This window comes from Paenibacillus sp. 1011MAR3C5, from assembly GCF_003591485.1.
GTDB lineage: Bacteria > Bacillota > Bacilli > Paenibacillales > Paenibacillaceae > Pristimantibacillus.
The window spans coordinates 1-21,762 of record NZ_QZCF01000006.1; the positions used below are offsets into that span (position 1 = coordinate 1).

Annotated in this window: 21 protein-coding genes, 1 rRNA gene and 1 other RNA gene; 2 read left to right on the forward strand and 21 right to left on the reverse strand. The window is 50.8% G+C overall.

Annotation, left to right across the window (positions count from 1 at the left end):
- The 16 genes from D3P07_RS18040 to rpoE form a co-directional block, all read right to left on the reverse strand.
- Positions 1-327 (reverse strand): 16S ribosomal RNA (locus tag D3P07_RS18040); the annotation flags it as partial.
- Between the two features lie 321 nt (positions 328-648).
- Positions 649-912 (reverse strand): pro-sigmaK processing inhibitor BofA family protein, encoded by a 264-nt coding sequence (locus D3P07_RS18045; RefSeq protein ID WP_119801658.1) that lies wholly within the window; start codon positions 910-912, stop codon positions 649-651.
- Positions 909-1,151, reverse strand: coding sequence for a DUF2508 family protein (locus D3P07_RS18050; protein ID WP_119801659.1), 243 nt, complete (start codon positions 1,149-1,151; stop codon positions 909-911). The genes D3P07_RS18045 and D3P07_RS18050 overlap by 4 nt, the downstream gene beginning before the upstream one ends.
- Before the next feature lie 161 nt (positions 1,152-1,312).
- Entirely contained in the window at positions 1,313-1,912 is a 600-nt protein-coding gene (recR, locus tag D3P07_RS18055; protein WP_119801660.1) for a recombination mediator RecR, read from the reverse strand.
- Between the two features lie 44 nt (positions 1,913-1,956).
- Positions 1,957-2,268, reverse strand: coding sequence for a YbaB/EbfC family nucleoid-associated protein (locus tag D3P07_RS18060; protein WP_119801661.1), 312 nt, complete (start codon positions 2,266-2,268; stop codon positions 1,957-1,959).
- Between the two features lie 25 nt (positions 2,269-2,293).
- Complete coding sequence (dnaX, locus tag D3P07_RS18065; protein ID WP_119801662.1) at positions 2,294-4,075, reverse strand: DNA polymerase III subunit gamma/tau; 1,782 nt, start codon at positions 4,073-4,075, stop codon at positions 2,294-2,296.
- Positions 4,076-4,293: 218 nt separating this feature from the next.
- Positions 4,294-4,561: signal recognition particle sRNA large type (gene ffs, locus D3P07_RS18070), an RNA gene on the reverse strand.
- 154 nt (positions 4,562-4,715) lie between these two features.
- Positions 4,716-5,087 (reverse strand): hypothetical protein, encoded by a 372-nt coding sequence (locus tag D3P07_RS18075; RefSeq protein WP_119801663.1) that lies wholly within the window; start codon positions 5,085-5,087, stop codon positions 4,716-4,718.
- Between the two features lie 118 nt (positions 5,088-5,205).
- On the reverse strand, positions 5,206-5,403 hold the full coding sequence (gene rpmE, locus D3P07_RS18080; protein WP_116047876.1) for a 50S ribosomal protein L31: 198 nt from the start codon (positions 5,401-5,403) through the stop codon (positions 5,206-5,208).
- A gap of 129 nt (positions 5,404-5,532) precedes the next feature.
- Positions 5,533-6,801 (reverse strand): radical SAM family protein, encoded by a 1,269-nt coding sequence (locus tag D3P07_RS18085; protein WP_119801664.1) that lies wholly within the window; start codon positions 6,799-6,801, stop codon positions 5,533-5,535.
- A 23-nt stretch (positions 6,802-6,824) separates the two neighbouring features.
- The gene (rho, locus tag D3P07_RS18090) at positions 6,825-8,165 is read right to left on the reverse strand and encodes a transcription termination factor Rho (RefSeq protein WP_119801665.1); all 1,341 of its coding nucleotides are present in this window, start codon (positions 8,163-8,165) and stop codon (positions 6,825-6,827) included.
- A 96-nt stretch (positions 8,166-8,261) separates the two neighbouring features.
- A complete protein-coding gene (locus D3P07_RS18095) occupies positions 8,262-9,518 on the reverse strand; it encodes a UDP-N-acetylglucosamine 1-carboxyvinyltransferase (RefSeq protein WP_119801666.1) in 1,257 nt (418 codons plus the stop codon).
- Between the two features lie 114 nt (positions 9,519-9,632).
- Positions 9,633-10,487, reverse strand: coding sequence for a class II fructose-1,6-bisphosphate aldolase (gene fba, locus D3P07_RS18100; protein WP_119801667.1), 855 nt, complete (start codon positions 10,485-10,487; stop codon positions 9,633-9,635).
- Between the two features lie 237 nt (positions 10,488-10,724).
- Positions 10,725-11,123, reverse strand: coding sequence for a response regulator (locus D3P07_RS18105; protein WP_119801668.1), 399 nt, complete (start codon positions 11,121-11,123; stop codon positions 10,725-10,727).
- Between the two features lie 163 nt (positions 11,124-11,286).
- On the reverse strand, positions 11,287-12,891 hold the full coding sequence (locus tag D3P07_RS18110) for a CTP synthase (protein WP_119801669.1): 1,605 nt from the start codon (positions 12,889-12,891) through the stop codon (positions 11,287-11,289).
- A 287-nt stretch (positions 12,892-13,178) separates the two neighbouring features.
- Positions 13,179-13,751, reverse strand: a complete 573-nt coding sequence (rpoE, locus tag D3P07_RS18115; RefSeq protein ID WP_119801670.1) for a DNA-directed RNA polymerase subunit delta — start codon at positions 13,749-13,751, stop codon at positions 13,179-13,181.
- Between the two features lie 357 nt (positions 13,752-14,108).
- Between rpoE and D3P07_RS18120 the strand changes: the two genes are divergently transcribed.
- A complete protein-coding gene (locus D3P07_RS18120) occupies positions 14,109-15,248 on the forward strand; it encodes a S8 family peptidase (protein ID WP_259391573.1) in 1,140 nt (379 codons plus the stop codon).
- A gap of 29 nt (positions 15,249-15,277) precedes the next feature.
- Here the strand turns inward: D3P07_RS18120 and argS are convergent, their stop codons facing one another.
- From argS to D3P07_RS18135, 3 genes are all read right to left on the reverse strand, one after another.
- A complete protein-coding gene (gene argS, locus D3P07_RS18125; protein ID WP_119801671.1) occupies positions 15,278-16,957 on the reverse strand; it encodes an arginine--tRNA ligase in 1,680 nt (559 codons plus the stop codon).
- Positions 16,954-17,397, reverse strand: coding sequence for a YwiB family protein (locus tag D3P07_RS18130; RefSeq protein WP_119801672.1), 444 nt, complete (start codon positions 17,395-17,397; stop codon positions 16,954-16,956). Before D3P07_RS18130 ends, argS begins: the two co-directional genes overlap by 4 nt.
- Before the next feature lie 84 nt (positions 17,398-17,481).
- Complete coding sequence (locus D3P07_RS18135; RefSeq protein WP_119801673.1) at positions 17,482-18,021, reverse strand: DNA-deoxyinosine glycosylase; 540 nt, start codon at positions 18,019-18,021, stop codon at positions 17,482-17,484.
- Between the two features lie 369 nt (positions 18,022-18,390).
- Here D3P07_RS18135 and D3P07_RS18140 point away from each other — a divergent pair, with 369 nt between their 5' ends.
- Positions 18,391-19,323: a stalk domain-containing protein gene (locus D3P07_RS18140; RefSeq protein WP_182914384.1), complete on the forward strand. Its 933-nt coding sequence runs from the start codon at positions 18,391-18,393 to the stop codon at positions 19,321-19,323.
- A 79-nt stretch (positions 19,324-19,402) separates the two neighbouring features.
- Here D3P07_RS18140 and speE read toward each other — a convergent pair whose 3' ends face one another.
- Both speE and D3P07_RS18150 read right to left on the reverse strand, forming a co-directional pair.
- Positions 19,403-20,230 carry a polyamine aminopropyltransferase gene (gene speE / locus D3P07_RS18145; protein ID WP_119801675.1) on the reverse strand — a complete coding sequence of 276 codons (828 nt, stop codon included), beginning with the start codon at positions 20,228-20,230 and terminating at the stop codon, positions 19,403-19,405.
- A 108-nt stretch (positions 20,231-20,338) separates the two neighbouring features.
- Positions 20,339-21,583, reverse strand: a complete 1,245-nt coding sequence (locus D3P07_RS18150) for a sugar efflux transporter (protein WP_119801676.1) — start codon at positions 21,581-21,583, stop codon at positions 20,339-20,341.
- Between the last annotated feature and the right edge of the window lie 179 nt (positions 21,584-21,762).

The following is a 21,762-nucleotide window of genomic DNA, read 5'->3' on the forward strand; positions in this document are numbered from 1 at the left end:
CCAGTGTGGCCGATCACCCTCTCAGGTCGGCTACGCATCGTCGCCTTGGTGAGCCATTACCTCACCAACTAGCTAATGCGCCGCAGGTCCATCTGTAAGTGACAGATTGCTCCGTCTTTCCCGAATCAGCCATGCGACCGATTCGCGTATCCGGTATTAGCATCCGTTTCCGAATGTTATCCCAGTCTTACAGGCAGGTTACCTACGTGTTACTCACCCGTCCGCCGCTAACCTTACGTTTCCGAAGAAACGTGAGGTCCGCTCGACTTGCATGTATTAGGCACGCCGCCAGCGTTCGTCCTGAGCCAGGATCAAACTCTCCATAAAAGTGTTTGACTTGCTCAATAACGTTTGTTGCTTTTCTATTAATTCCTTAGAATTAACAGGGCATTTTCGCTCGTTGTTCAGTTTTCAAAGAACAATTATTTGTCTTTCGTTTCTTGCGTGTCAGCCCAATGTCTCAGCGGCGACTTTTATAATATATCACAGCTGCCTAGGTTAATGCAAGCATTTTTTTAAATCTTTTTTTCTTACTCGCTTGCCTTATTCCCTGGCGCGAACATTAATGTAGCATAATCAACAATAGCTCGTCAACCTCTTCTCTCATATTCGCAACATTCAGAGTTGGATGAGCATTCACACCTTTTACTAGACGATAAACAACTGAACACCTGCCATCATGAGAACCCCCGGGACGCCAAGCACGACAGCCGTACTAATCGTAATCGGATTCAGCGGAATATGGAGTCCTTCCACGATCGCCAGTTCATTCACGAGATAGAGCAGCCCCGCCGCAATAACGATATGCAGTGCGAAGCCTTTCAGCCATCCCCAGGATAGCTTGTTGCGCAGCAGAATCCCCACTAATAGTAAAGATGAAATAATCAATATGGACAGCCAGACGATTTTCATTGATCGATTCCCTCCCATTTGGGCCATGGCCCTTTCATTTTTTTGGCCTTATGAATTAACATAGCGTATCTCTTCTCTGCGGTAATAATAGCATGTATGGCATAATCCACTTGCTCGTGACCCAATGCATGCTCAAAGAAGCGTTTGGCATTTTCCCATTCTCTGAGCGTTTCCCGAATTTCTTCTTTAATGCGGCGCTTCTGTATCTGCTCCTCATCCTGCGCGATTGTGGAATTCATGTTCCAGCCTCCTTGTCCATCACCTAATCGGCTTCCTTCTTATGTGTATAAGCCTTGGGACAAGATTAGAACGGCAACTTGAACACTTCGGATTCCGGACAACAAAAAAACCGAGCTCCCCATGCAGGGGAGCTCGGTACGAGCCATATATTCATATGGAATCAATTAAGTTCCCGTCTTCCTTCCAGCGCTTTGGATAACGTAACCTCATCCGCATACTCCAGATCGCCGCCAACCGGCAATCCATGCGCAATTCGAGTGACCTTAAGACCAAAGGGCTTAACAAGCCGGGATAAATACATGGCAGTTGCCTCGCCTTCAATATTCGGATTGGTGGCCAGAATAAGCTCCTGCACTTTCTCGTCGCTGAGCCTTCTCAAAAGCTCAGCTATCCGAATCTCATCCGGTCCGATCCCTTCCATTGGAGAGATAGCTCCTTGCAGCACATGATAATAGCCTTCAAATTCCTTCGTACGTTCCATAGCTACCAGATCCCTGGATTCCTGCACCACGCAAATAACAGAACCGTCTCGAGACTTGTCTTGGCAGATTCTGCAAGGGTCCGTATCTGTAATATTACAGCATACGGAGCAATAAAATAAATTCCGCTTTACGCTTACCAGCGCTTTGGCGAAATCGATGACATCATCTTCTTTCATCCGCAGCACATGGAAAGCAAGCCTTGCCGCCGTCTTAGGACCAATGCCGGGCAAGCGCGTGAATGAATCGATCAATTTCGCTATCGGTTCCGGGTAATGCAAGAGGGTACAGCTCCTTTCAGACCTTCAGCAAAGCATCAACCTGTCTAGAACAGACCCGGGATTTTCATGCCGCCTGTAAATTTGCCCATATCTTGATTTGCAAGCTCATCCGCTTTGGTAAGGGCGTCATTAACTGCCGTTATCACAAGATCTTGCAGCATTTCAACATCATCCGGATCTACCGCTTCCGGCTTGATTACAATATTAAGAAGCTTCTTATGTCCATTGACAGTTACCGTCACAACGCCGCCGCCAGCTGTGCCTTCAACGGATTTGGTTTCCAACTCTTCCTGCGCCTTCAACATCTGCTCCTGCATCTTCTTCACTTGCTTCATCATTTGATTCATATTGTTCATTTCATTCACCCCATCGATTTAGTAGTTATTGATTGTCCTTCACGACAACAAGCTCCTCGCCGAACAGCTTGACGGCTTCTTCGACCCATTCGGGCCGCTTGCTCGCCGCGTCCGGAGCGCCTTCACCTTCCGGTACAAGCTCCAGCGGCTCGCTTGCCGGATTACCCGCTCCATCCAAAGCAGCCTGCCAATCCTTCAGCATAACCGTCACCAGATGATAGGAGACTCCCAGCACTTCCTGAGCGATTCGCTCAATAATCTCGCGATGATTCGGTTTTTCCGTCGTTTCCCTATGGATATCATTCTTGAAGGCAAGAAGCAAATTCCCGCCGTCGACGGATACAAGCTCGCCGTCCTTTAGCCACGCATGCAGAGTAACTTTGGCATCCTTCACGCGACTCAGCACATCACCCCATCGCGAACGCGCTATGCCAGACTCCGGACTGCTCGCAGCTGCGATATATCCATCGAGCTTTACTTTCGAACGGGCAATACCGCCGCCGCTGCCGAACGATCCGCGAAGCGCCCCCCTCGAGCTAGGTGCCGGATTGCGGGATGCTCCCGCCCCTGCGTCTTGTCCGGCTTGTAATTGCACGCCATTCTGAAGCACGCTCTCAAGCTTTCGCTCCAATGCCTGGACTTGCTGACGGAGCTTCGTCACTTCTGTTGACGAGACGCTATCGCTGCTGCTGGCATCTCTAGTTCCTTCAGAAGCCTGTTCATCCCCGATGGCACACAGCTTCATCAAAGCCACTTCGAACAATGTCTGCGGCTGAGAGGCATGCTTTAATTCTACTTGATAACGATTGAGTACATCAATCATGGAGAATAATCGTTGAGAAGAATAAGCCTCTGCCATCGCACGGAAGCGTTCGCGATCCACCACCCGCTCGGTAACGGCCCCGCCTGTCGGAGCAAGCTTCAGTACGAGCAAATCGCGGAAATAGTACATTAAATTCTCCATGCACTTATCCGCAGCTTTACCAGCTTGCATCAAGCTCTCCACCAGCGGCATCAGAGCCGCCACATTGCGTTCCCGAACAGCTTCCGCCAATTGATAGAATTGATCCGCTGCCATTCCGCCCGTCACATCGATCGCCGCATCCAATGTAATTCGCCGATCGCCGAACGCCGACACTTGCTCTAGCAAGCTAATAGCGTCCCGCATTCCGCCTTCGGATAGTCTTGAGATATAAGCCAGCGCATCATCATCGGCAACGATTCCTTCATCCTGACAAATCTGCAGCAGTCTAACTGACTGTTCCTCCAGCGATACTTGCCTGAAGTCAAACCGCTGACATCTGGATATGATCGTCGCCGGAAGCTTATGAGGTTCCGTCGTAGCCAATATAAAGATCACATGTCCAGGCGGCTCCTCAAGCGTCTTGAGCAGCGCATTGAACGCCTCCGTGGTAAGCATATGAACCTCGTCGATAATGTACACCTTGAAGCGCACCTCGGACGGGGCGTACCTTACCTTGTCTCGTATCTCCCGAATCTCATCAATGCCGCGATTAGATGCGGCGTCGATCTCGATGACATCCATAATGTGGCCCGCCGTAATACCGCGGCAAGCATCACATTCATTGCAGGGCTCCACTGCCGGTCCCCGCTCGCAGTTCACGGCTTTGGCAAGCACCTTGGCTGTCGTCGTTTTCCCCGTCCCCCGAGGGCCGTTGAATAGATAGGCATGAGATACGCGATTCTCTCGAATGGCATTTTGAAGCGTTTGTATAATATGCTGCTGTCCAACCATGTCCTGAAACGTCTGAGGACGCCAGGCACGATATAACGCAATATGTGACACGCGACCCTTCCCTTTCAGCCTGCCTGATCTTCTTAAAGCAGCGTTTTCTGATGCATCTATTATACTACATCACAGCATCAAGCAAAATGTTAAAAAAGCTTATGTATACAAAAAGCCCCGCAGTCTCGCGTTCACTCAAACTTTGGTCGCTTGAGGAACGGCTACTGCAGGACTTTCATGACATGGGCATCCGCTGCCCTTTACTTCTATGGTTAGAACCGTGCACCTGCCCCTGATACATGTGATCCAAGCGGCATTCTTGCTACACAGCTCGAGCCAGGCACTCCCCCGGCACATGAACTAACTTGCTTACGGCTGCTTCCTTCCGGACCTGACCGGGTTCACAAGCGTCCATTGCGGAGGACCCAGCTGTCAACACTGCTTGCAAGCGCCAAGCCTCACATCAGCATAACCTCAGACAGGAATTCAACCTCGCTACAGCGGATTGCGAGTTACAGGGCACCGCTACCTCCCCATCTAGCACGGCAAAGACAAGTATAGTACATTCGAGAGCAAAGCGCAACCTATGGAGTTTTTTGCATGTCGTGAGACTGTGAAAAAGCACCATGGTGTTTTTTGCATGCCATTAGGCTGTGAAAAATCCCCTTAGGTGTTTCGCCGCCCGGCAAGCGTCTAACTTTTAACTACGAACCTTCACATGCACATCATATCTTGGAAAGTTCGACTGCAGGATGTTCTGCGCCTCTGCCCGGATGCGATTCCGCTCGGCATCAGATAGTCCGCGCTCGACGCGCAGCGTTACGTTCGCATCGTCGCCGTTAAATGCGACCTCCGTCTTGCGGATCCCCTTCAGCGGCTCCAGCAATTCGCCCATGAACTGGATATCCTTTTCATATAACGTACCGCTGCGATTCAGCAGGTTCGGATTCGTATTCGTGTAGCCAAGATACCCGTCATTATGATAAGTCTGCGCTTTATCCGACGCTTCTCTGGCGCAGCCGCCAAGCATAATAGCCGCACCGAACAGGCCGATCCAAAGCAGCTTCCACATCCTTCGCCCTCTTCTATATCCCTTGAAAATACCCATAAAAAAACCTCCCTTATAACCATAGGATGGCTGAGGGAGGTACTTGTATTCTGCCAAATAAAGGCTGAATGTTCGTAATAAATTAAATGCCGTATTTCTTCTTGAAACGGTCGACGCGGCCGCCGGCATCCAGGAACTTCTGCTTACCCGTGAAGAATGGGTGACATGCGGAGCAAACCTCAACACGAAGGGTCGATTTAATCGAACCTGTCTCGAACGTATTGCCGCAAGCGCAAGTTGCTGTAACGACGTGGTATGTCGGATGAATACCTTGTTTCATCTCGTTCACCTCTTTCTGCCCTGAGCCACATGCGGACCCAGAGTTAAAATGACACATAAACGGATTATAGCACGATAGGCAGCTTGGCGCAATGCCCCACAGCCGCCATATCGCGATTGGAGCAAATTGCTATCTAGATGCAATCGGACGGCGCATCAGGTCCGGCGGAACATGTGTATACGACCCGATCACGACATCAGGAAGCTCTTGACGGTATATTTCAAGCATTTGCTTCATCCCGTAGATTTCGCCTTGCGCCTTCGGAATAAGCTCCAGATAGCTCTCCGGGTCGATATTCAGATTGCGCATCTGAATGAGCTTAAGTCCTGTCCGTTTGGCGAAGCCGATCATCGCCTCAATCTCTTCCTCACGATCTGTAACACCCGGGAAGATCAGATAGTTGATCGAGGTGTACACACCCTGGTCCGTAGCGTACTTTAGTGAACGCTCTACGTTCTGCAACGTATAGGCCCGCGGCTTATAGTAAGCATTGTAATGCTCATCAATCGCACTAATCGTACTGACTCTCATCAGATCAAGACCCGCATCCACGATCGCTCTCATAAAGTCGGTCAGCCCGGCATTGGTGTTGATATTGATATAGCCAAGTGAAGTCTGGGCTCTTACCCGCTTCATTGCTTCGACAATGATCTTCGCTTGCGTCGACGGCTCGCCTTCACAGCCTTGACCGAAGCTGATTATCGATTCCGGTTCCTTCAAATGCTCCAGCATAATCTCCACCACTTCATCCACGGTAGGCTTGAAGTTCATGCGCGTCTGCGGTGCAACGAAGCCGCTGTCATCCGGTTGCTCTGAGATGCAGCCGAAGCAGCCGGCATTGCATGAATAGGATACGGGCACTGCCCCTTCCCATCTGCTCAGGAACGTATTGGATGCCGTTAGACATTCGTATCCCAACGCACAGTGGGACAAGTGCTTATATAGCCTATTGTCAGGGTATTTCTGAAGCAGCCTCTCGACTTGCACATTCAACTCTTGCTGGTCGCAATTGAGCGGATCCCATCGTTCAGGATCATCGCATTGCTCAGCCGTTACGAAGAACTGTCCGTCCTTCCAGACGACGGCTGTATAGCCGAATAGCGGCAGCTTCTCGTTCTTGTCCGACTTGACATAGCCAGGCAGACATAGCCGGGTATACCCTTGAGGCAGCAGCGCACCTACAGCTTGAGCACCGCCAGGCAGTGCCTGCATTTGACCAGATTCGGGATCAAGACCGATCGGTCTGGTGAACGGCAGGCTGACAAGCGTCGCTCCTTCCGGCAGCGGAATAAGCTCTTCCTCCATCAGTTCAACGATCATATCGCCGCTTCGGCCAAGTCCGAAATAGTCAGGATGGTCGAACACATTGCCGTGTTCGTCCGCATATACGAGATTCATGATGTGCTCCTTTCCTCGGGACCTTAAGAAGTATGCGTCGTTCTGGCTACCGGCCTGCGGCTTGCAGATGAGGCAGCGTTGCTCTTCATCGAAGGACGATCATGCTTCGGCGGGTCGGCCGATGTATCCAGCGACATGAGGAACTGCTCGTTATTATCCGAGTCCTTCAGCTTCTTGAGGAAATTATCGACAAAGTCCGGCGTATCGGTCATGCTTCTGCGAATCGCCCATACTTTGTCCAGTTCTTCCTTGCTAAGCAGCATCTCTTCGCGGCGCGTTCCCGATCTGCGCATATCCAGCGCCGGGAATATACGGCGCTCGGCCAACTTACGGTCCAGATGAAGCTCCATGTTGCCCGTACCTTTAAATTCTTCATAAATAATATCGTCCATACGCGAGCCCGTCTCGATCAACGCCGTCGCCAGAATGGTCAAGCTTCCGCCCTCTTCCACATTGCGGGCAGAGCCGAAGAAGCGCTTCGGACGGTGAAACGCAGCCGGATCGATACCGCCGCTTAGCGTCCGTCCCGAAGGCGGGATCACGAGGTTGTACGCTCTAGCCAGACGGGTAATGCTGTCCAGCAGAATAACGACATCCTTCTTATGCTCTACCAATCGAAGGGCACGCTCCAGCACCAGCTCTGCTACCTTAATATGATTCTCTGGCAGCTCGTCGAATGTTGACGATACGACTTCGCCTTTTACAGAACGCTGCATATCCGTCACTTCCTCCGGGCGCTCATCAATGAGCAGCACAAACAGCTCGATTTCCGGATGATTCTCCGATATGCTATTGGCAATTTCCTTCAGCAAGAGAGTTTTGCCCGCTTTCGGCGGCGCGACGATCAGACCCCTCTGACCAAGTCCAACAGGTGCGAGTAAGTCCATCATCCGGGTGGATAGCTTCGACTGCGAGGTTTCGAGCACTAATTTCTTCTCGGGATATAGAGGAGTAAGAGCAGGAAAATGGAGTCGTTCAGACGCCGTATCGGGATTCTCCCCGTTCACGGCATTGACTTGAAGCAAGCCGAAATAACGTTCGTTTTCTTTTGGCGGCCGGCACTTGCCGGATACGAGATCGCCGTTCCTCAGATCGAATCTGCGGATCTGGGAAGCCGAGATATAAATGTCTTCTTTGCTTGGCAAATAGTTGATCGGACGCAGGAAGCCGAAGCCTTCCTGTAAAATATCAAGTACGCCTTCCATGAACATAAGTCCGCTCTTCTCTGCTTGCGCCCGGAGAATAGCGAAGATAAGCTCCTTCTTCTTGAGCTGACCGTAATAGGCGATCTGATATTGCTTCGCCAGCTTGTACAGTTCCGTCAGCTTCATTCCTTCCAGATCCGCGATCTGTAGATCCGACATATTCTCACCACTTTATCCAAATTATATAGAGTATGACTGATTAACCATCTTTTCCATTCTATTACAATTATATTCCGTATGGACATACGGAGTCCCTTAGGACTCCGTCTCGCGCCATACTTCTGCACCTAGTCTGGTCAAGTTCTCAACGAGATGATCATAACCGCGATCAATGTACTCCACGTTCGTAATTTCCGTAACGCCATCCTCTACCGTCAATGCGGCTACCACAAGAGCGGCACCCGCTCTTAAGTCCGCGGCTTTCACCTTCGCGGCGTTCAGCTTCGTGCCCTCGATAATCGCAGAGCGGCCTTCTACGCGAATATTCGCGCCCATGCGAGTAAGCTCCGGCACATGCTTGAACCTTGTGCCATACACGTAATCGGACAGAATACTGACTCCCTTGGCTTGGGTCAACAATGTCGTCATCGGGGATTGCAGATCCGTAGCGAATCCCGGATAGATCAATGCCTTGACATCAATTGCCGTATATTCAGGCGCTCCGATAATACGGATGGCCTCATCCATCTCTTCCACTTGTACGCCCATTTCTTCCAGCTTGGCGGTCAGCGCCTCCAAGTGCTTCGGAATAACATTATCGATAAGAACATCGCCGCGAGTTGCCGCAGCCATAATCATATAAGTGCCTGCCTGGATTCGGTCGGGAATAATGGAGTGACGGCAGCCGTGAAGCCGTTCGACCCCTTCGATACGGATCGTTTCGGTTCCGGCACCTTTAATCGTGGCGCCCATGGCGTTCAGGAGAGTAGCTACATCTATAATTTCAGGCTCTTTCGCCGCGTTTTCAATAATTGTATGGCCTTTGGCTCTTGAGGCCGCCAGCATAATATTAATCGTCGCGCCTACACTTGCGACATCCAGATAAATCTTTGCTCCCCGCAATTCCTTGGCAGCAATTCGGATTGAACCCTGTTCATTCGTTACCGTAGCGCCCAGTGCTTCAAATCCTTTAATGTGCTGATCAATAGGTCGTGGTTCGAAGTTGCAGCCGCCCGGAAGTCCGATCGTCGCTTCGCCGAAACGTCCCAGCAACGCCCCCATCATATAATAGGAGGCTCTGAGCAGCTTCACCTTGCCATTAGGCATCGGTCTCGAGATCAGCTGCGAAGGATCGATTCGCATCGTATCGCCATCACGCTTAACGACTGCGCCAAGCTCTTGCAATATTTCACTATAGACCGCCACATCGCTAATAAGCGGCAAATTGTCGAGCACAACTTCTGATTCTGCCAGAATCGCTGCCGGCACAAGAGCCACTGCACTGTTCTTGGCCCCGCTGATCTGGACTGTTCCGCGCAGCGGACGCCCGCCGCGGATCATGAGTTTCTCCATCAAATCAATAATCCTCCTGTTAGTTGGAAGATAACAAAGGAAAAACCGCCGAAGCTAGCGGCCGTGAAGCCGCTAGCCCTGTTCAGGCGGTTTGTCCTCCCTTGTTCCTGTTGCTTAAGCTTGATTGTTACTTCCGAACAAGCGGATTTTTTCTTGAATAACAGCCTTCATCGCAGAGCGTGCAGGCGTCAGGTATTTACGAGGATCGAATACTTCAGCGTTAGCGCCCAGCACTTCGCGGATCGCATTCGTACAAGCTACTTGGTTCTCTGTATTCACATTGATTTTGCCAACGCCAGCTTGGATCGACAGGCGAATCGCTTCGTCTGGAACGCCCGAACCGCCGTGAAGCACAACCGGTACTGGAATAGCGTCAGCTACTTTTTGAATAATATCGTAATGGATTTTCGGCTCGCCTTTGTACATGCCGTGAGCTGTACCAACAGCGATAGCCAGACAGTCTACGCCAGTCTCCTCGTAGAAGCGAATCGCTTCTTCTGCGTTAGCCAATGTTGCATCAGCTTCATCAACGCTCAGGTCATCCTCAACGCCGCCGATTGTTCCGAGCTCGCCCTCTACAGATACGCCCATAGCGCGTGCTGCTTTCACAACTTCCTTCGTCAATTGAATGTTCTCTTCAAGGCCATAATGGGAGCCGTCGAACATAACAGACGAGAAGCCTGCGCGGATACATTTCATAGCAACTTCAAAGCTGCTTCCGTGGTCAAGGTGAAGTGCGATTGGCAGGCCGGACTTTTTGGCAGCCGCTTCAGCCATTGCTACGGTAAATTCGATTCCCATGTATTTAAGAGCGCCTTCGCTGACCCCATAAATAAATGGCGAATTCTCTTCCATTGCAGCCTCGACAGTCGCTTGCGCGAACTCCAGGTTGTTCATGTTGAATTGACCTACTGCGAATTTGTTTGCTTTTGCTTTTGGCAAAAACTCATTCATAGACACGAGTGGCATAGTTCTGTTTCCTCCTATAGTTAGCTTTCTGTCTCAAGCCCGTTCCGACTTGTCATTCTGAGCTATTATATCATATTGCGGCTGCAAATAGTAAAGCTTGTTTTATAAGGCCCTAAAGGATATACCCGCCCTATAAGCACCTGATGATTTTCATCGTGTTAATAGAGCTGCCTTCCTGCTTGCAAAATGCAAAAACGGTACCGATGCGTTCTAGCACCAGTACCGTTCTATATCCTATTATGATCCTACCGCGAAACGGTCAGAAGAATTGCCTCCCTGCAGCTGACGATTCACTTCCATTCGCATCTCGTCGATATCGAACGGCTTCGTGAAGTGCATCAGCGCCCCTAAGTCGGTCGCTTCCTTAATCATATCCAGCTCGCCATATGCGGTCATCATGATGACTTTAATCGAAGGGTCAATGGCCTTGATATGCTTCAGAATCTCCAGTCCGTCCATGCCAGGAATCTTCATATCCAATAAAACCAAATCCGGCGCTTCCAGCTTCACGATCTCCAGGGCGATTTTGCCATTAGCCGCTTGAAACGTGTGATAGCCCTCGCTGCTGAATACTTCCAGTAGCAGCACGCGGATTCCGTTCTGATCGTCAACAATAAGTACCTTCTTCTTATCCAAGCTTCATCTACCCCCCAAGACTAAACTACATATAAAAAATTTGAAATCATCGAAAATCCTCATTTTTTATATATTCGTGAAGCCAAGGGATTTTCCTTCTAATCCACACAAAAACTTACTGGCTTTGATAGGAAATACGACATCAGCTTATAAGCATCCCCTATTAGCGTTCGGAATAACCCAGTGCCGCGCGTACAAAACCTTGGAACAACGGCTGCGGACGGTTCGGTCTGGACGTGAATTCCGGATGGAATTGAACAGCCAGGAACCATGGATGCTCGGCAATCTCCACCATCTCAACCAGACGTCCGTCCGGCGATGTGCCGGAGATCCGCAGGCCTGCAGCCTCGATTGCTTCTCTATATTCATTGTTGAACTCATAGCGATGGCGATGGCGCTCGTATACAAGCTCATCGGAATATTCTCGGGACGCAATCGTCTCAGGCGCGATTTTGCAAGGATACAAGCCAAGACGCATTGTTCCGCCCAGATCCTCAATGTCCTTCTGATCTGGAAGCAGATCGATTACCGGATATGGCGTAGCAGAATTGATCTCCGAGCTATTGGCATTCGCAAGGCCAACTACGTTGCGCGCATACTCGATGACCGCAACTTGCATGCCAAGACAGATGCCGAAGAACGGTACGCTTTGCTCACGCGCATAACGGATCGCGCAGATCTTGCCTTCGATACCGCGGTCGCCGAAGCCCCCTGGGACGAGAATGCCGTGAACGCCCTGCAGGCTGTCCGCCACGTTGGCGTCTGTCAGCAGCTCTGCGTCTACCCAGCGAATCTTGATCTCGGAATCAAGCGCAATGCCTGCATGTCCAAGCGATTCCACGATACTGAGGTAAGCATCATGCAGCGCGACGTATTTGCCTACAATGGCAATTTCAGTCGTCTTGTGCAGCGACTTGACGCGCTCCACCATGCTTTCCCATTCACGCATGTCCGGCTGGTCTGTTGTCAGCTTCAGATGATTGACTACAATCTCGTCGAGCCCTTGCTCTCTGAGCATCAGCGGCACTTCATACAGCGTGGAAGCATCGCGGCATTCCACAACAGCGTTAGCGTCGATATCGCAGAACAAGCCGATCTTGCGCTTCATGTCCTCAGCGAGAGGATATTCCGTACGACATACGATGACGTTCGGCTGAATGCCGATGCTGCGCAGTTCTTTTACACTATGCTGCGTAGGCTTTGTCTTCACTTCGCCTGCCGCTTTAATGTAAGGAATTAGCGTTACGTGAATATACATCACATTGTCACGGCCGATATCGCTCTTGATCTGGCGAATCGCCTCCAGGAACGGCAAACTCTCGATATCCCCTACCGTACCGCCGATCTCCGTAATGACAACGTCGGAACCCGCTTCGCGGCCAGCGCGGAAGACCCGGTCCTTAATTTCATTCGTGATGTGAGGAATAACTTGCACCGTACCGCCGAGGTAATCGCCGCGTCGTTCCTTCGTAATCACGTTGGAATAGATTTTACCAGTCGTCACATTGCTGTTCTTCGATAGGTTGATGTCGATAAAACGTTCATAGTGACCAAGATCAAGATCGGTCTCCGCCCCGTCGTCGGTTACGAATACTTCACCATGCTGATAAGGACTCATCGTGCCCGGGTCCACGTTAATGTATGGATCGAACTTTTGAATCGTAACTTTCAGACCTCTGTTCTTCAGCAATCTGCCAAGAGAAGCTGCTGTAATTCCCTTGCCCAAGGATGAGACTACGCCGCCGGTTACAAATATATATTTGGTCACTGTGATGATACCCTCCATGCTCCTATGTTAATTTCAGTTTGCCCTTACAGAAGTGGTTTAAAAAGCGTTGCTAATGAAGGCTTTTCTTTTTAAACATACACTTTCAGGTCAAATCCTTGCTTCTTCAACTTGTCCCTTCAAACAAAAAAAGTGACACCCGTAGCACCGGGGGCACTTTTCTCATCTGCATATCAAATGCGTTATTTGTTAACCTAATCTTAAAGCCCATGCAATAGTTTACTCTGCCGCCACAGGGCATGTCAAGCAAAACTAGCTTCCATCTTGGACTATCGTTCTTCCTCGTCTTCCTCTTCATCAAGGGAGTCCTCTTCGTCCTCTTCTTCGGCGTTCAATTCCCCGTCTTCAACCTCTTCATCCAGTTCCTCGTCCTCGATCTCGACATCCTCGTCGACTTCCGCTTCCTCTTCCGCTTCCTCGAAGTCTTCGCTGTCTTCATCGTAGGCGTCGTAATCCTCTTCGTCCGCAGTATAGCTGTCATCTTCCTCATCCGCGAACAGATCCTCGTCTTCCAGATCATCATCATCATTGATGATGCGGGTACGCTTGGCATTGCCTACTGGATCCTCAGAACGCTCAACTGGATACCAACGCTTGAGTCCCCACATGTTGCTGCCTACGCAAGCGAAACGTCCGTCGATGTTAATCTCCGTATACACCTGCGCGATGAACTGATTGATGCCTTCTTCGGAAAGACCACGTATCTTAGCGATCTCCATCATCAGATCGCGATAATAATAAGGCGTATTCGCCGCTTTCAAAACCTCGAACGCCAAGTCGACCATCGGCATCTCTTTTACGCGCTCAGGATCAAGCTTCAATGTATAGTTGCTTCCGCTCATATCGACACATCCTCTCTTGCCCAAAAATTATGTACACATTCATTAGTCGCTTACACGCTAGTCACAGTATAGTAAAACCTATTTCATGCAAAAAATCAAGCGCGCTTCCTTCTGGCACCCCGTACAGCAAAAAGCGAAGGAGCGACCCTTCGCTTTGACTGTATCCATCCGACAAGCCGCAAGCGGAATTATCGGAAATGCAAGAGCATGGTGAGCTCTTCATTTATCCTATGTCTTTTGGCGAAAATTGACACGGCATTCGACTTATTTCTTGAAAAAAAGGCATGTTGCTCATGCGGCGGAAGATGCGAATTCATAAGATGATGAAGCATCGTCCTTCGGGAGGGGAAGCCAAAATTGGATACCGCCGCATTATTACGCTGGTTACAGCAAGTGACAATGAACAGCCAATCCGCCACTACCAAAAGAATTATTCGATTCCAGAATGGCAGCGAGTACCGGCGCTTCCTTCATAAGCTGTCCGAAGCAGCTTCAACGGCCGCGAACCTGAAAACGATCAGGCCTCTGCCCTTTATTCGTGCCATATCCTGCAAGCTGCCGCCCGATGCCAGACTTCAGGAATCCCTCTCCGGACGTGTCTGGATGGAGAAAGACTGCAAAATAAGCGTGAGCCCATCAGGTCAAAAGGCGCTTGCCATTGAAAACGGCATCCCCTGGGGCATCCAGCAAATTCGGGCCCCGCAGGCCTGGGGCATTACCACCGGCCACAGGGTCAAGGTTGGCGTCATCGATACCGGCGTCGACTTCGGACATCCCGATCTGCATCACTCCCTGCTTCGAGGCATTAATCTGCTGAATCGGAGCAAGATGCCTTATGACGATAACGGACACGGCACGCATATCGCAGGCACCATAGCGGCTGCCAATCAGATGCAAGGCATGATTGGTGTAGCTCCCAGGGCGCTGATCGCACCCGTGAAAGCGTTCGACCATAACGGAAGCGCCTTTGTCTCCGACATTATTCTCGGCATCGAATGGTGCGTACGCAACGGAATGAATGTCATTAATATGAGCTTCGGCATGAAGACCCGAAGCAAGGCTTTGCTTGGCGCCGTGACGAATGCCTACAATTCCGGCGTCATCATCGTTGCCTCCTCCGGCAATGACGGGAAGCTCCGGTCGGTGGATTACCCGGCGCGCTATCCGCAAACCATCTCCGTGGGAGCGACGAATCGGCATCGGCGCATTGCGCCATTCAGCAACCGCGGCAATTATATCGACATTTACGCGCCCGGTGACAAAATTACATCCGCCTGGCTGCGAGGCAAATACAATGAGATGAGCGGCACCTCAATGGCCACCTCTCATGTCAGCGGCTCGATAGCCCTTTTGTTGTCGCTGCGTCCCGGATTATCTCCCGGGGAGATCAAATCGATTATGAAGCGATCTATGCAGCCTCTCAAAAACAGCAAAGCCCGCCGAAATATCGGCGAGCTGGATGTCATACGCATGCTGCAGGCCGCGGAGCGGAAATAGCTCTTCGGCTTGTTTTATTCCTGTCTGTATTACATACGCTCCGGTGCGGATACGCCCACCAGGCGGAGTACATTCGCAAGGGCGATGCGAACAGCTCCCAGCAGAGCAAGTCTGGCTGCCGTCTGATCCGCATCTTCTGTAATTACGCGCTCAGCACGGTAATAGCTGTGTAATTCTGAAGCCAGCTCATACACGTAGCGAATCAAGCGATGCGGTGCATATTGCGCAGCAGCTTCCGCTATTTCTTGCGGAAGCTCGCCGATTTTGCGAATCAGGTCGAATTCCGCTTCCGTGTTCAGCTTGCTGTAATTCACACTGCCGGCATCCGGAAGGGCGATACCCTGCTCTTCCGCTTGTCTGAATATGCTGCAGATTCTGGCATGCGCATATTGCACGTAGAAGACTGGATTCTCATTCGATGTCGAGATCGCAAGATCCATATCAAAGTCCAGATGCGAGTCCATGCTTCTCATGGAGAAGAAGTAGCGGATTGCGTCCACACCAACCTCGTCCATCAGATCCTCCATCGTCACCGCTTTGCCGGTCCGCTTCGACATCTTCATCTTTTCGCCGTTCTGGAACAGGCTGACCATCTGGGCGATCAGTACCGTCAGCTTCTCCGGATCGTTGCCAAGCGCCGCCATCGCAGCCTTCACGCGAGGGATGTAGCCATGGTGATCCGCTCCCCAGATATTGATCATCCGGTCGAAGCCTCTGCCGTACTTGTCGCGATGATAGGCGATGTCTGGCGTCAGGTACGTGTACGAGCCGTCATTTTTCACAAGGACGCGGTTTTTGTCGTCGCCAAATGGCATGGTCGACAACCAGGTTGCGCCTTCTTCCTCATAGACGTGTCCGGATGCCTTCAGCGCTTCCAGTCCTTGCTCGACTTGACCGCTCTCATAGAGCGAAGTTTCGCTATACCAGACATCAAAGCCGACGCGGAAGCGTCCAAGGTCGCGCTTGATCTTATCCAGCTCCTTCTCCAGTCCGAAGGTGCGGAAGTACGTGAAGCGCTCTTTGTCGGACAATTGAAGCAGCTTGTCGCCTTCTTGCTCCGCCAGCCCTTTGGCAAATCCGATAATATCCTCCCCGTAGTAACCGTCCTCCGGCATCTCCGCCTCTTGGCCGAGCGCTTGGCGGTAACGCGCCTCTAGCGAAAGCGCCAGGTTCTCTACTTGCTTGCCGGCGTCGTTAATATAATATTCGCGCGTTACTTCATAACCTGCGAAGTCTAGTACATTGCACAGGGAATCGCCAACAGCGGCGCCGCGCGCATGTCCCAGATGCAAGCTGCCCGTCGGATTGGCGCTGACAAACTCCACCTGTACGCGCGAGCCTTGACCGGCAGACACGCGTCCATAATCTTCTCCTGCCTTGAGCGCATCCGCAATAATGGGATACAGATAGCCTTTGTCCATACGGAAGTTTATGAAGCCCGGTCCTGCAATCTCGGCCGATTGAATAGAAGCGCCCTTCAGGTCGAGATGCTCAATAATCGCTTCGGCAATCTGGCGCGGATTCTTCTTCGCCAGCTTTGTCAGCTGCATAGCTGCATTCGTCGCCAGATCGCCGTGGGATTTATCCTTCGGCACCTCGAGAACGAAGACGGGAAGCTCCTCTCTCGCCGCCAGCCCAGCAGCTACCGCTGCATCCGCAATAGCCGATTTCACTTGCTCATACATTTTGTCCAGTACATTCGCACTCATGATTCGTGATCCTCCTGTATATGGAGACGGATATGGAACCGTCCCGATAGTTGCTCGCTTACATATAAATCGTACCGCCATTCCAAGACGAACGGCGGCGCAGTCGGCAATAACGCACCCGTCTGATCCTGCTTCGCCTTCGCCTGCAGCGTCAGCGACTTCGTCTTCGTCTCCAGCTCGAATACCGTCACGGCTGATCGATATCGGCCGGTCCGGCTTTGACCGGAAACGAACAGCTGATCCGATTGTACCGCGCCGCTTCGCTTGAGCGACAGCTCACCCGGCGAATACCGAATGAGCGCCCGCGTCGCCTCGTCCTCCGCATAACGGATGAACAGCGACTTCTCCTTGCGAAACCATTCTCCCTTATAGCGATGCGTTACTTTCTCTCCGTCCGCCTTGCTTTCCAATATAATGATGGCCTTGCCGCTGTCGTTCATTGCCCCGCTCCCGCTATCGTTCTTTCGTATGTTACTACTATATACAGGAAGCCTTCCAATTTCAACGCCTGAATCCCTGAAAGACTAGCGATCCGAGGCAAAGGGAACGATCACCCGCCAAGCGTTAATCCGATCCTCCAGACTCCGCATATGCTTGGTCGGGATCGGGCTGGATGAAGGCAGCTTGATTTTTTCAATATGCTGAAGCGAAGGATGCCCTCCGAAAGCCTTGCGGAAGGTATCATACGCTTTGCTTCCGTTGAACGCAATCGCTCGAATGCCGGGATAACGCTCTAGCAATCCCGGAAAATCATTGGGAGTCTCTTCCTTAATATTCGCATCCAGACTTCCTTCCCGTTCGCAGGAGTGGATGACATCCCATACGGCCAGCCGATGCTCCCGAAGGAAAGCAAGCCGATTCTCATAGATGGAATCTGGCGGCGGATAGCCCTCCTGGCCCGGCGTGCTCTCATGAAACAAACCATATAAGATTCGCCAAAAGTAATTTTGCGGATGTCCGTAGAACTGTCCGTACTCCAGCGACTTTACGCTTGGCGCCGTACCGGCAATGAGCACGCGCGAGCGTTCATCGACAACAGGCGGAAACGAATAAATGAGCGACATGAAGATGCCTCCTTTCATCTCTCCATTATATCCTGCCAGGCGCTGCTCATGCGAAAGTTGAAGCGTACTGGGCGATTCAACTCAAATCGTCGTGTTTATACCAACGCGATAAGCTACTGGATTTATGTTGGCAATGGCTAATTTTCTCAGTTATACTAGATCGAGTATAAATATAATGGAAGTAAAAAATGGCTTGCTCGTTCTTTTTTCCTATTACCATTTTTAATCATTCACATGCATATTAGGGATACACCTCATGAAGATTCCATAATATGCATGCTGCTTGCAGCCCAGGCGTATAGCAAGCCGTTGTTAAGTCCAAGGACTTCACCATACATAATCTCAATGACATGCAGAGGAGATGGATTCATGAAAAGGTTTTTTACCAAAAAAGTATTGCTTATGACGACGGTGCTTTCGCTAGCAGTTAGCGCAGGCTCGATCGCGTATTCCGCTACGACGCTCAAAAAAATTACCGCAAATCAAAACTATGCCATTGGCATTGAAGTTGGCGGCAAAAAAGTGGATCTGAGCATGGACGGCAAAAAGCTGTACCCCATCACCTACGAAGGCCGTACCTACGTCCCGGCGCGTATCGTCGCCGATTCGCTAGGCGCCAATGTCCAATGGGACGAGAAACGCCAGGTCGTCGTCATCACACCTGAAGGACAGACACCGCCGAAGATTGATACGGGCTCTTCTAGCACGACTGCCCCAGGCGGATCGGCTGCAAACTCCGGCAACAAAGGCACGATCAATGATCCGATTAAATTCAATACAGCGTTTACGTATAAAGAGCTCATTAACTACAAGCCAGAGGAGTACGACACCAGCTCCGCCGACATCACGGTAACCGTCAAGAAGGCTGTAGCGATTACGCGAGACCAAATCGTCGATTACGGCTTCCAGCGTCCGGAAGAGGACCCCGACCTGGAATACAAGCTGGTCACCCTTAACGTGAATGTCAAAAATGCGACAATGAAAAGCAGCGGAAAAAGCAGCAGCATCGGCTACATGTACCTCTCCAGCTTCAGACCTTATATCTGGGGGGCACAAACAGCGGATGGAGCTTACGTCATCGGCGGCACGGACTACGGCTTCGACGGTTCAATGAGCGTTGCGGTCAATGAGGCGCTGCCGGACTTTCCGAAGGTGACACCTTCGACCAAAGGCAGCTCATACGAAGTGACTGGGAACGTTATTCTTCCCGTTATTAAAGGCCAAGAGAATTACCTGGTCATCAACAAAAGCGACTCTACTTTGGAGAATAATGATCGTAAAATCTACTTCAAGCTTCAATAAAATAGACCAAAAAAAGAACGAAGCAGCGATTTCACGCTGCTTCGTTCTTTTTGCTAGCCGCATTGCTGCTGGCTTCGTCTTACTTCACCAAATCCTCAACGAATTTAGGAAGGACGAACGCCGCCTTATGCAAGCGTGCCGAATAATATTTGGTGTCCAGCTCCGGAATGGACGACTCGTCCACTTGAAGCGGATCATGCTTTTTGCTGCCCATTGTGAATGTCCATAGACCGGACGGGTAAGTAGGAATGTTCGCGCCGTACACGCGTACGATTGGGAATACTTCCTTTACATCGCGGTTTACGCTTTGGATTAGATCGGCTTTGAACCAAGGGTTGTCCGTCTGTGCGACGAAGATACCGTCTTCCTTCAGCGCTTCGTAGATGCCCTGGTAGAAGCCGCGCGTGAACAGGTTCGCCGCTGGGCCTACCGGCTCCGTGGAATCGACCATGATAACATCATAAGTGTTCTTATGATCATGGATATGCATGAAGCCGTCATTGACAAGCACCTCTACGCGAGGGTTGTCGAGCTCACCTGCGATTGTCGGCAGGTATTTCTTCGAATACTCGATTACTTTGCCGTCGATGTCAACCAGAACCGCTTTTTTCACCTTCGGATGCTTCATCACTTCACGGATGACGCCGCCATCGCCGCCGCCTACAACAAGCACGTTCTCAGGGTTAGGATGTGTGAAGAGAACCGGATGTGCCACCATCTCATGGTAGACGAATTCATCCTTGACCGTGGTCATAACCATGCCGTCGAGTACGAGCATCGTGCCGAACTCTTCCGTCTCGATCATATCCAATTGTTGAAATTCCGTTTGTTCGTGTACGTAGCTTTTAGTTATCTTCGCCGTAATGCCGAAGTTTTCAGTTTGTTTCTCGGTGTACCACAATTCCATGAGATTGATCCCTTCTTTCCGTCAATGGTTCATCCTGTATTATAGTATTTCAAGCCAAAAAAGCAACCTTTTGAACCGTCCTGCACAAAAAATTCATGAAATCCTTCGCTATCCGCTTACAGACGCTTGGTTTGATGCGCTTTTCGCCCGATTAAGCCCGAACAAGAGCACAACTGCCGCCAGAGTAAAGATGGCACAAGTCAAGTATACATTGCGATAGCCGAAAGCATCCGCGATGAGCCCGAACAACACAAAGCCCAGCATATTGCCCACCTTGTTTGAATTGGAATACAAGTTCGTTGCGGTCCCCGGCATCTCTGGCAGGAAGTCCTGGAAATAGGTAATCGCGATCCCCGATGTGATGGAGATGTAAGCTGCGCTCAGGATTTGCACGGAAAAGATATGCCAGGTCGCATTGGCGAAAAATAGCAAGCAGAAATAGACGAGAGCCAGTACCGCACCAAGGCGAATAAGCCGGTCGCTCTTCATTCTCGTCGCCATATAGCCGAAGCCCAGCATGAACGGAATTTCGAAGATCGGCGGAATGCTGAAGATGATGCCGATATCCTCCTTGCCTCCGCCCAGTACCTTCGTTACGAATTGCGCCATATTCATGGAACTGAGCGTGGTCGCCGCCGAGATAAACGTAAAGGCGACCAGGTTGATGAAGATGGTCGGCTGAAACACGATTTTTTTGAGCGGAATATTAGCCTTCTCCGACTTCGCTCCGGCGGAATCCTTACGGCGATGCAAGAACAGCAGCGCAATGATCGCTACGACCGCATTGCAAGTAGCGGCGACGACGAACAGTCCTGTGAAGCCCATAAATAGAAGGACATAAGAGGCAATCGCAGGCCCGACTGTCCAGGACAGAGCAAAGATCGTCCGCAATATGTTCATGTACAGCGGCACCTGCTTGGCGGGCACATCGGACCTTGTGAGCGCCTCTCTTCCGATTGCGAATACTTGAGAGAATGTCGAGGACGCAATCCCGAGGAATACCGAAGAAAAAATGAGCAGCACATAATAATCGCGCGAATAGGCAAAGCCCAGATAACCGATGATGCCGGCCACCGAGCATAGAATCAGAATGAACTTACGGTCCGGCACGCGGTCGGACAGCTTCGCGATTCCTGTACTAAGGACAATGCCGCATAACGACGAGACCAGCATAAAGATGCCGAAGGTCGTATTGCTCATTCCCACTTCGTCAATGCCGAACAAAGAATTGAAGGGCAGGATGAAGGCATGGGATATGCCCAGAAAAATATTGATGACCATAATAATCGGGAAACCTTGTATTCCCCATGCTGTCTTGGCATGCTGCTTGGTTGACACAATAAAGTTACTCATCCTACCATCCCCGTATTTTTCTATATCTATAGGAACAGCCCGCCTTTATTCACCGTTAGTCAAAAGCAAGTGACGGCCTGCTGCCGTCGGTACGGTGAGGCTGGCCGCAGTATTTCTTTCTCTCCCCTATTCTCAGCTTCCGTGCCGATCAGACCGTTATTCTCAACATACTCGCATAA

What these genes read in the sequence shown, in the direction of transcription:
- D3P07_RS18045 (WP_119801658.1), bottom strand. Translation starts at nt 912, where the DNA reads ATGAAAATCGTCTGGCTGTCCATATTGATTATTTCATCTTTACTATTA.
- D3P07_RS18050 (WP_119801659.1), bottom strand. Translation starts at nt 1,151, where the DNA reads ATGAATTCCACAATCGCGCAGGATGAGGAGCAGATACAGAAGCGCCGC.
- D3P07_RS18060 (WP_119801661.1), bottom strand. Translation starts at nt 2,268, where the DNA reads ATGAACAATATGAATCAAATGATGAAGCAAGTGAAGAAGATGCAGGAG.
- D3P07_RS18075 (WP_119801663.1), bottom strand. Translation starts at nt 5,087, where the DNA reads ATGTGGAAGCTGCTTTGGATCGGCCTGTTCGGTGCGGCTATTATGCTT.
- rpmE (WP_116047876.1), bottom strand. Translation starts at nt 5,403, where the DNA reads ATGAAACAAGGTATTCATCCGACATACCACGTCGTTACAGCAACTTGC.
- D3P07_RS18085 (WP_119801664.1), bottom strand. Translation starts at nt 6,801, where the DNA reads ATGAATCTCGTATATGCGGACGAACACGGCAATGTGTTCGACCATCCT.
- rho (WP_119801665.1), bottom strand. Translation starts at nt 8,165, where the DNA reads ATGTCGGATCTACAGATCGCGGATCTGGAAGGAATGAAGCTGACGGAA.
- D3P07_RS18095 (WP_119801666.1), bottom strand. Translation starts at nt 9,518, where the DNA reads ATGGAGAAACTCATGATCCGCGGCGGGCGTCCGCTGCGCGGAACAGTC.
- fba (WP_119801667.1), bottom strand. Translation starts at nt 10,487, where the DNA reads ATGCCACTCGTGTCTATGAATGAGTTTTTGCCAAAAGCAAAAGCAAAC.
- rpoE (WP_119801670.1), bottom strand. Translation starts at nt 13,751, where the DNA reads ATGAGCGGAAGCAACTATACATTGAAGCTTGATCCTGAGCGCGTAAAA.
- argS (WP_119801671.1), bottom strand. Translation starts at nt 16,957, where the DNA reads ATGAGTGCGAATGTACTGGACAAAATGTATGAGCAAGTGAAATCGGCT.
- D3P07_RS18130 (WP_119801672.1), bottom strand. Translation starts at nt 17,397, where the DNA reads ATGAACGACAGCGGCAAGGCCATCATTATATTGGAAAGCAAGGCGGAC.
- D3P07_RS18135 (WP_119801673.1), bottom strand. Translation starts at nt 18,021, where the DNA reads ATGTCGCTCATTTATTCGTTTCCGCCTGTTGTCGATGAACGCTCGCGC.
- D3P07_RS18140 (WP_182914384.1), top strand. Translation starts at nt 18,391, where the DNA reads ATGAAAAGGTTTTTTACCAAAAAAGTATTGCTTATGACGACGGTGCTT.
- speE (WP_119801675.1), bottom strand. Translation starts at nt 20,230, where the DNA reads ATGGAATTGTGGTACACCGAGAAACAAACTGAAAACTTCGGCATTACG.
- D3P07_RS18150 (WP_119801676.1), bottom strand. Translation starts at nt 21,583, where the DNA reads ATGAGTAACTTTATTGTGTCAACCAAGCAGCATGCCAAGACAGCATGG.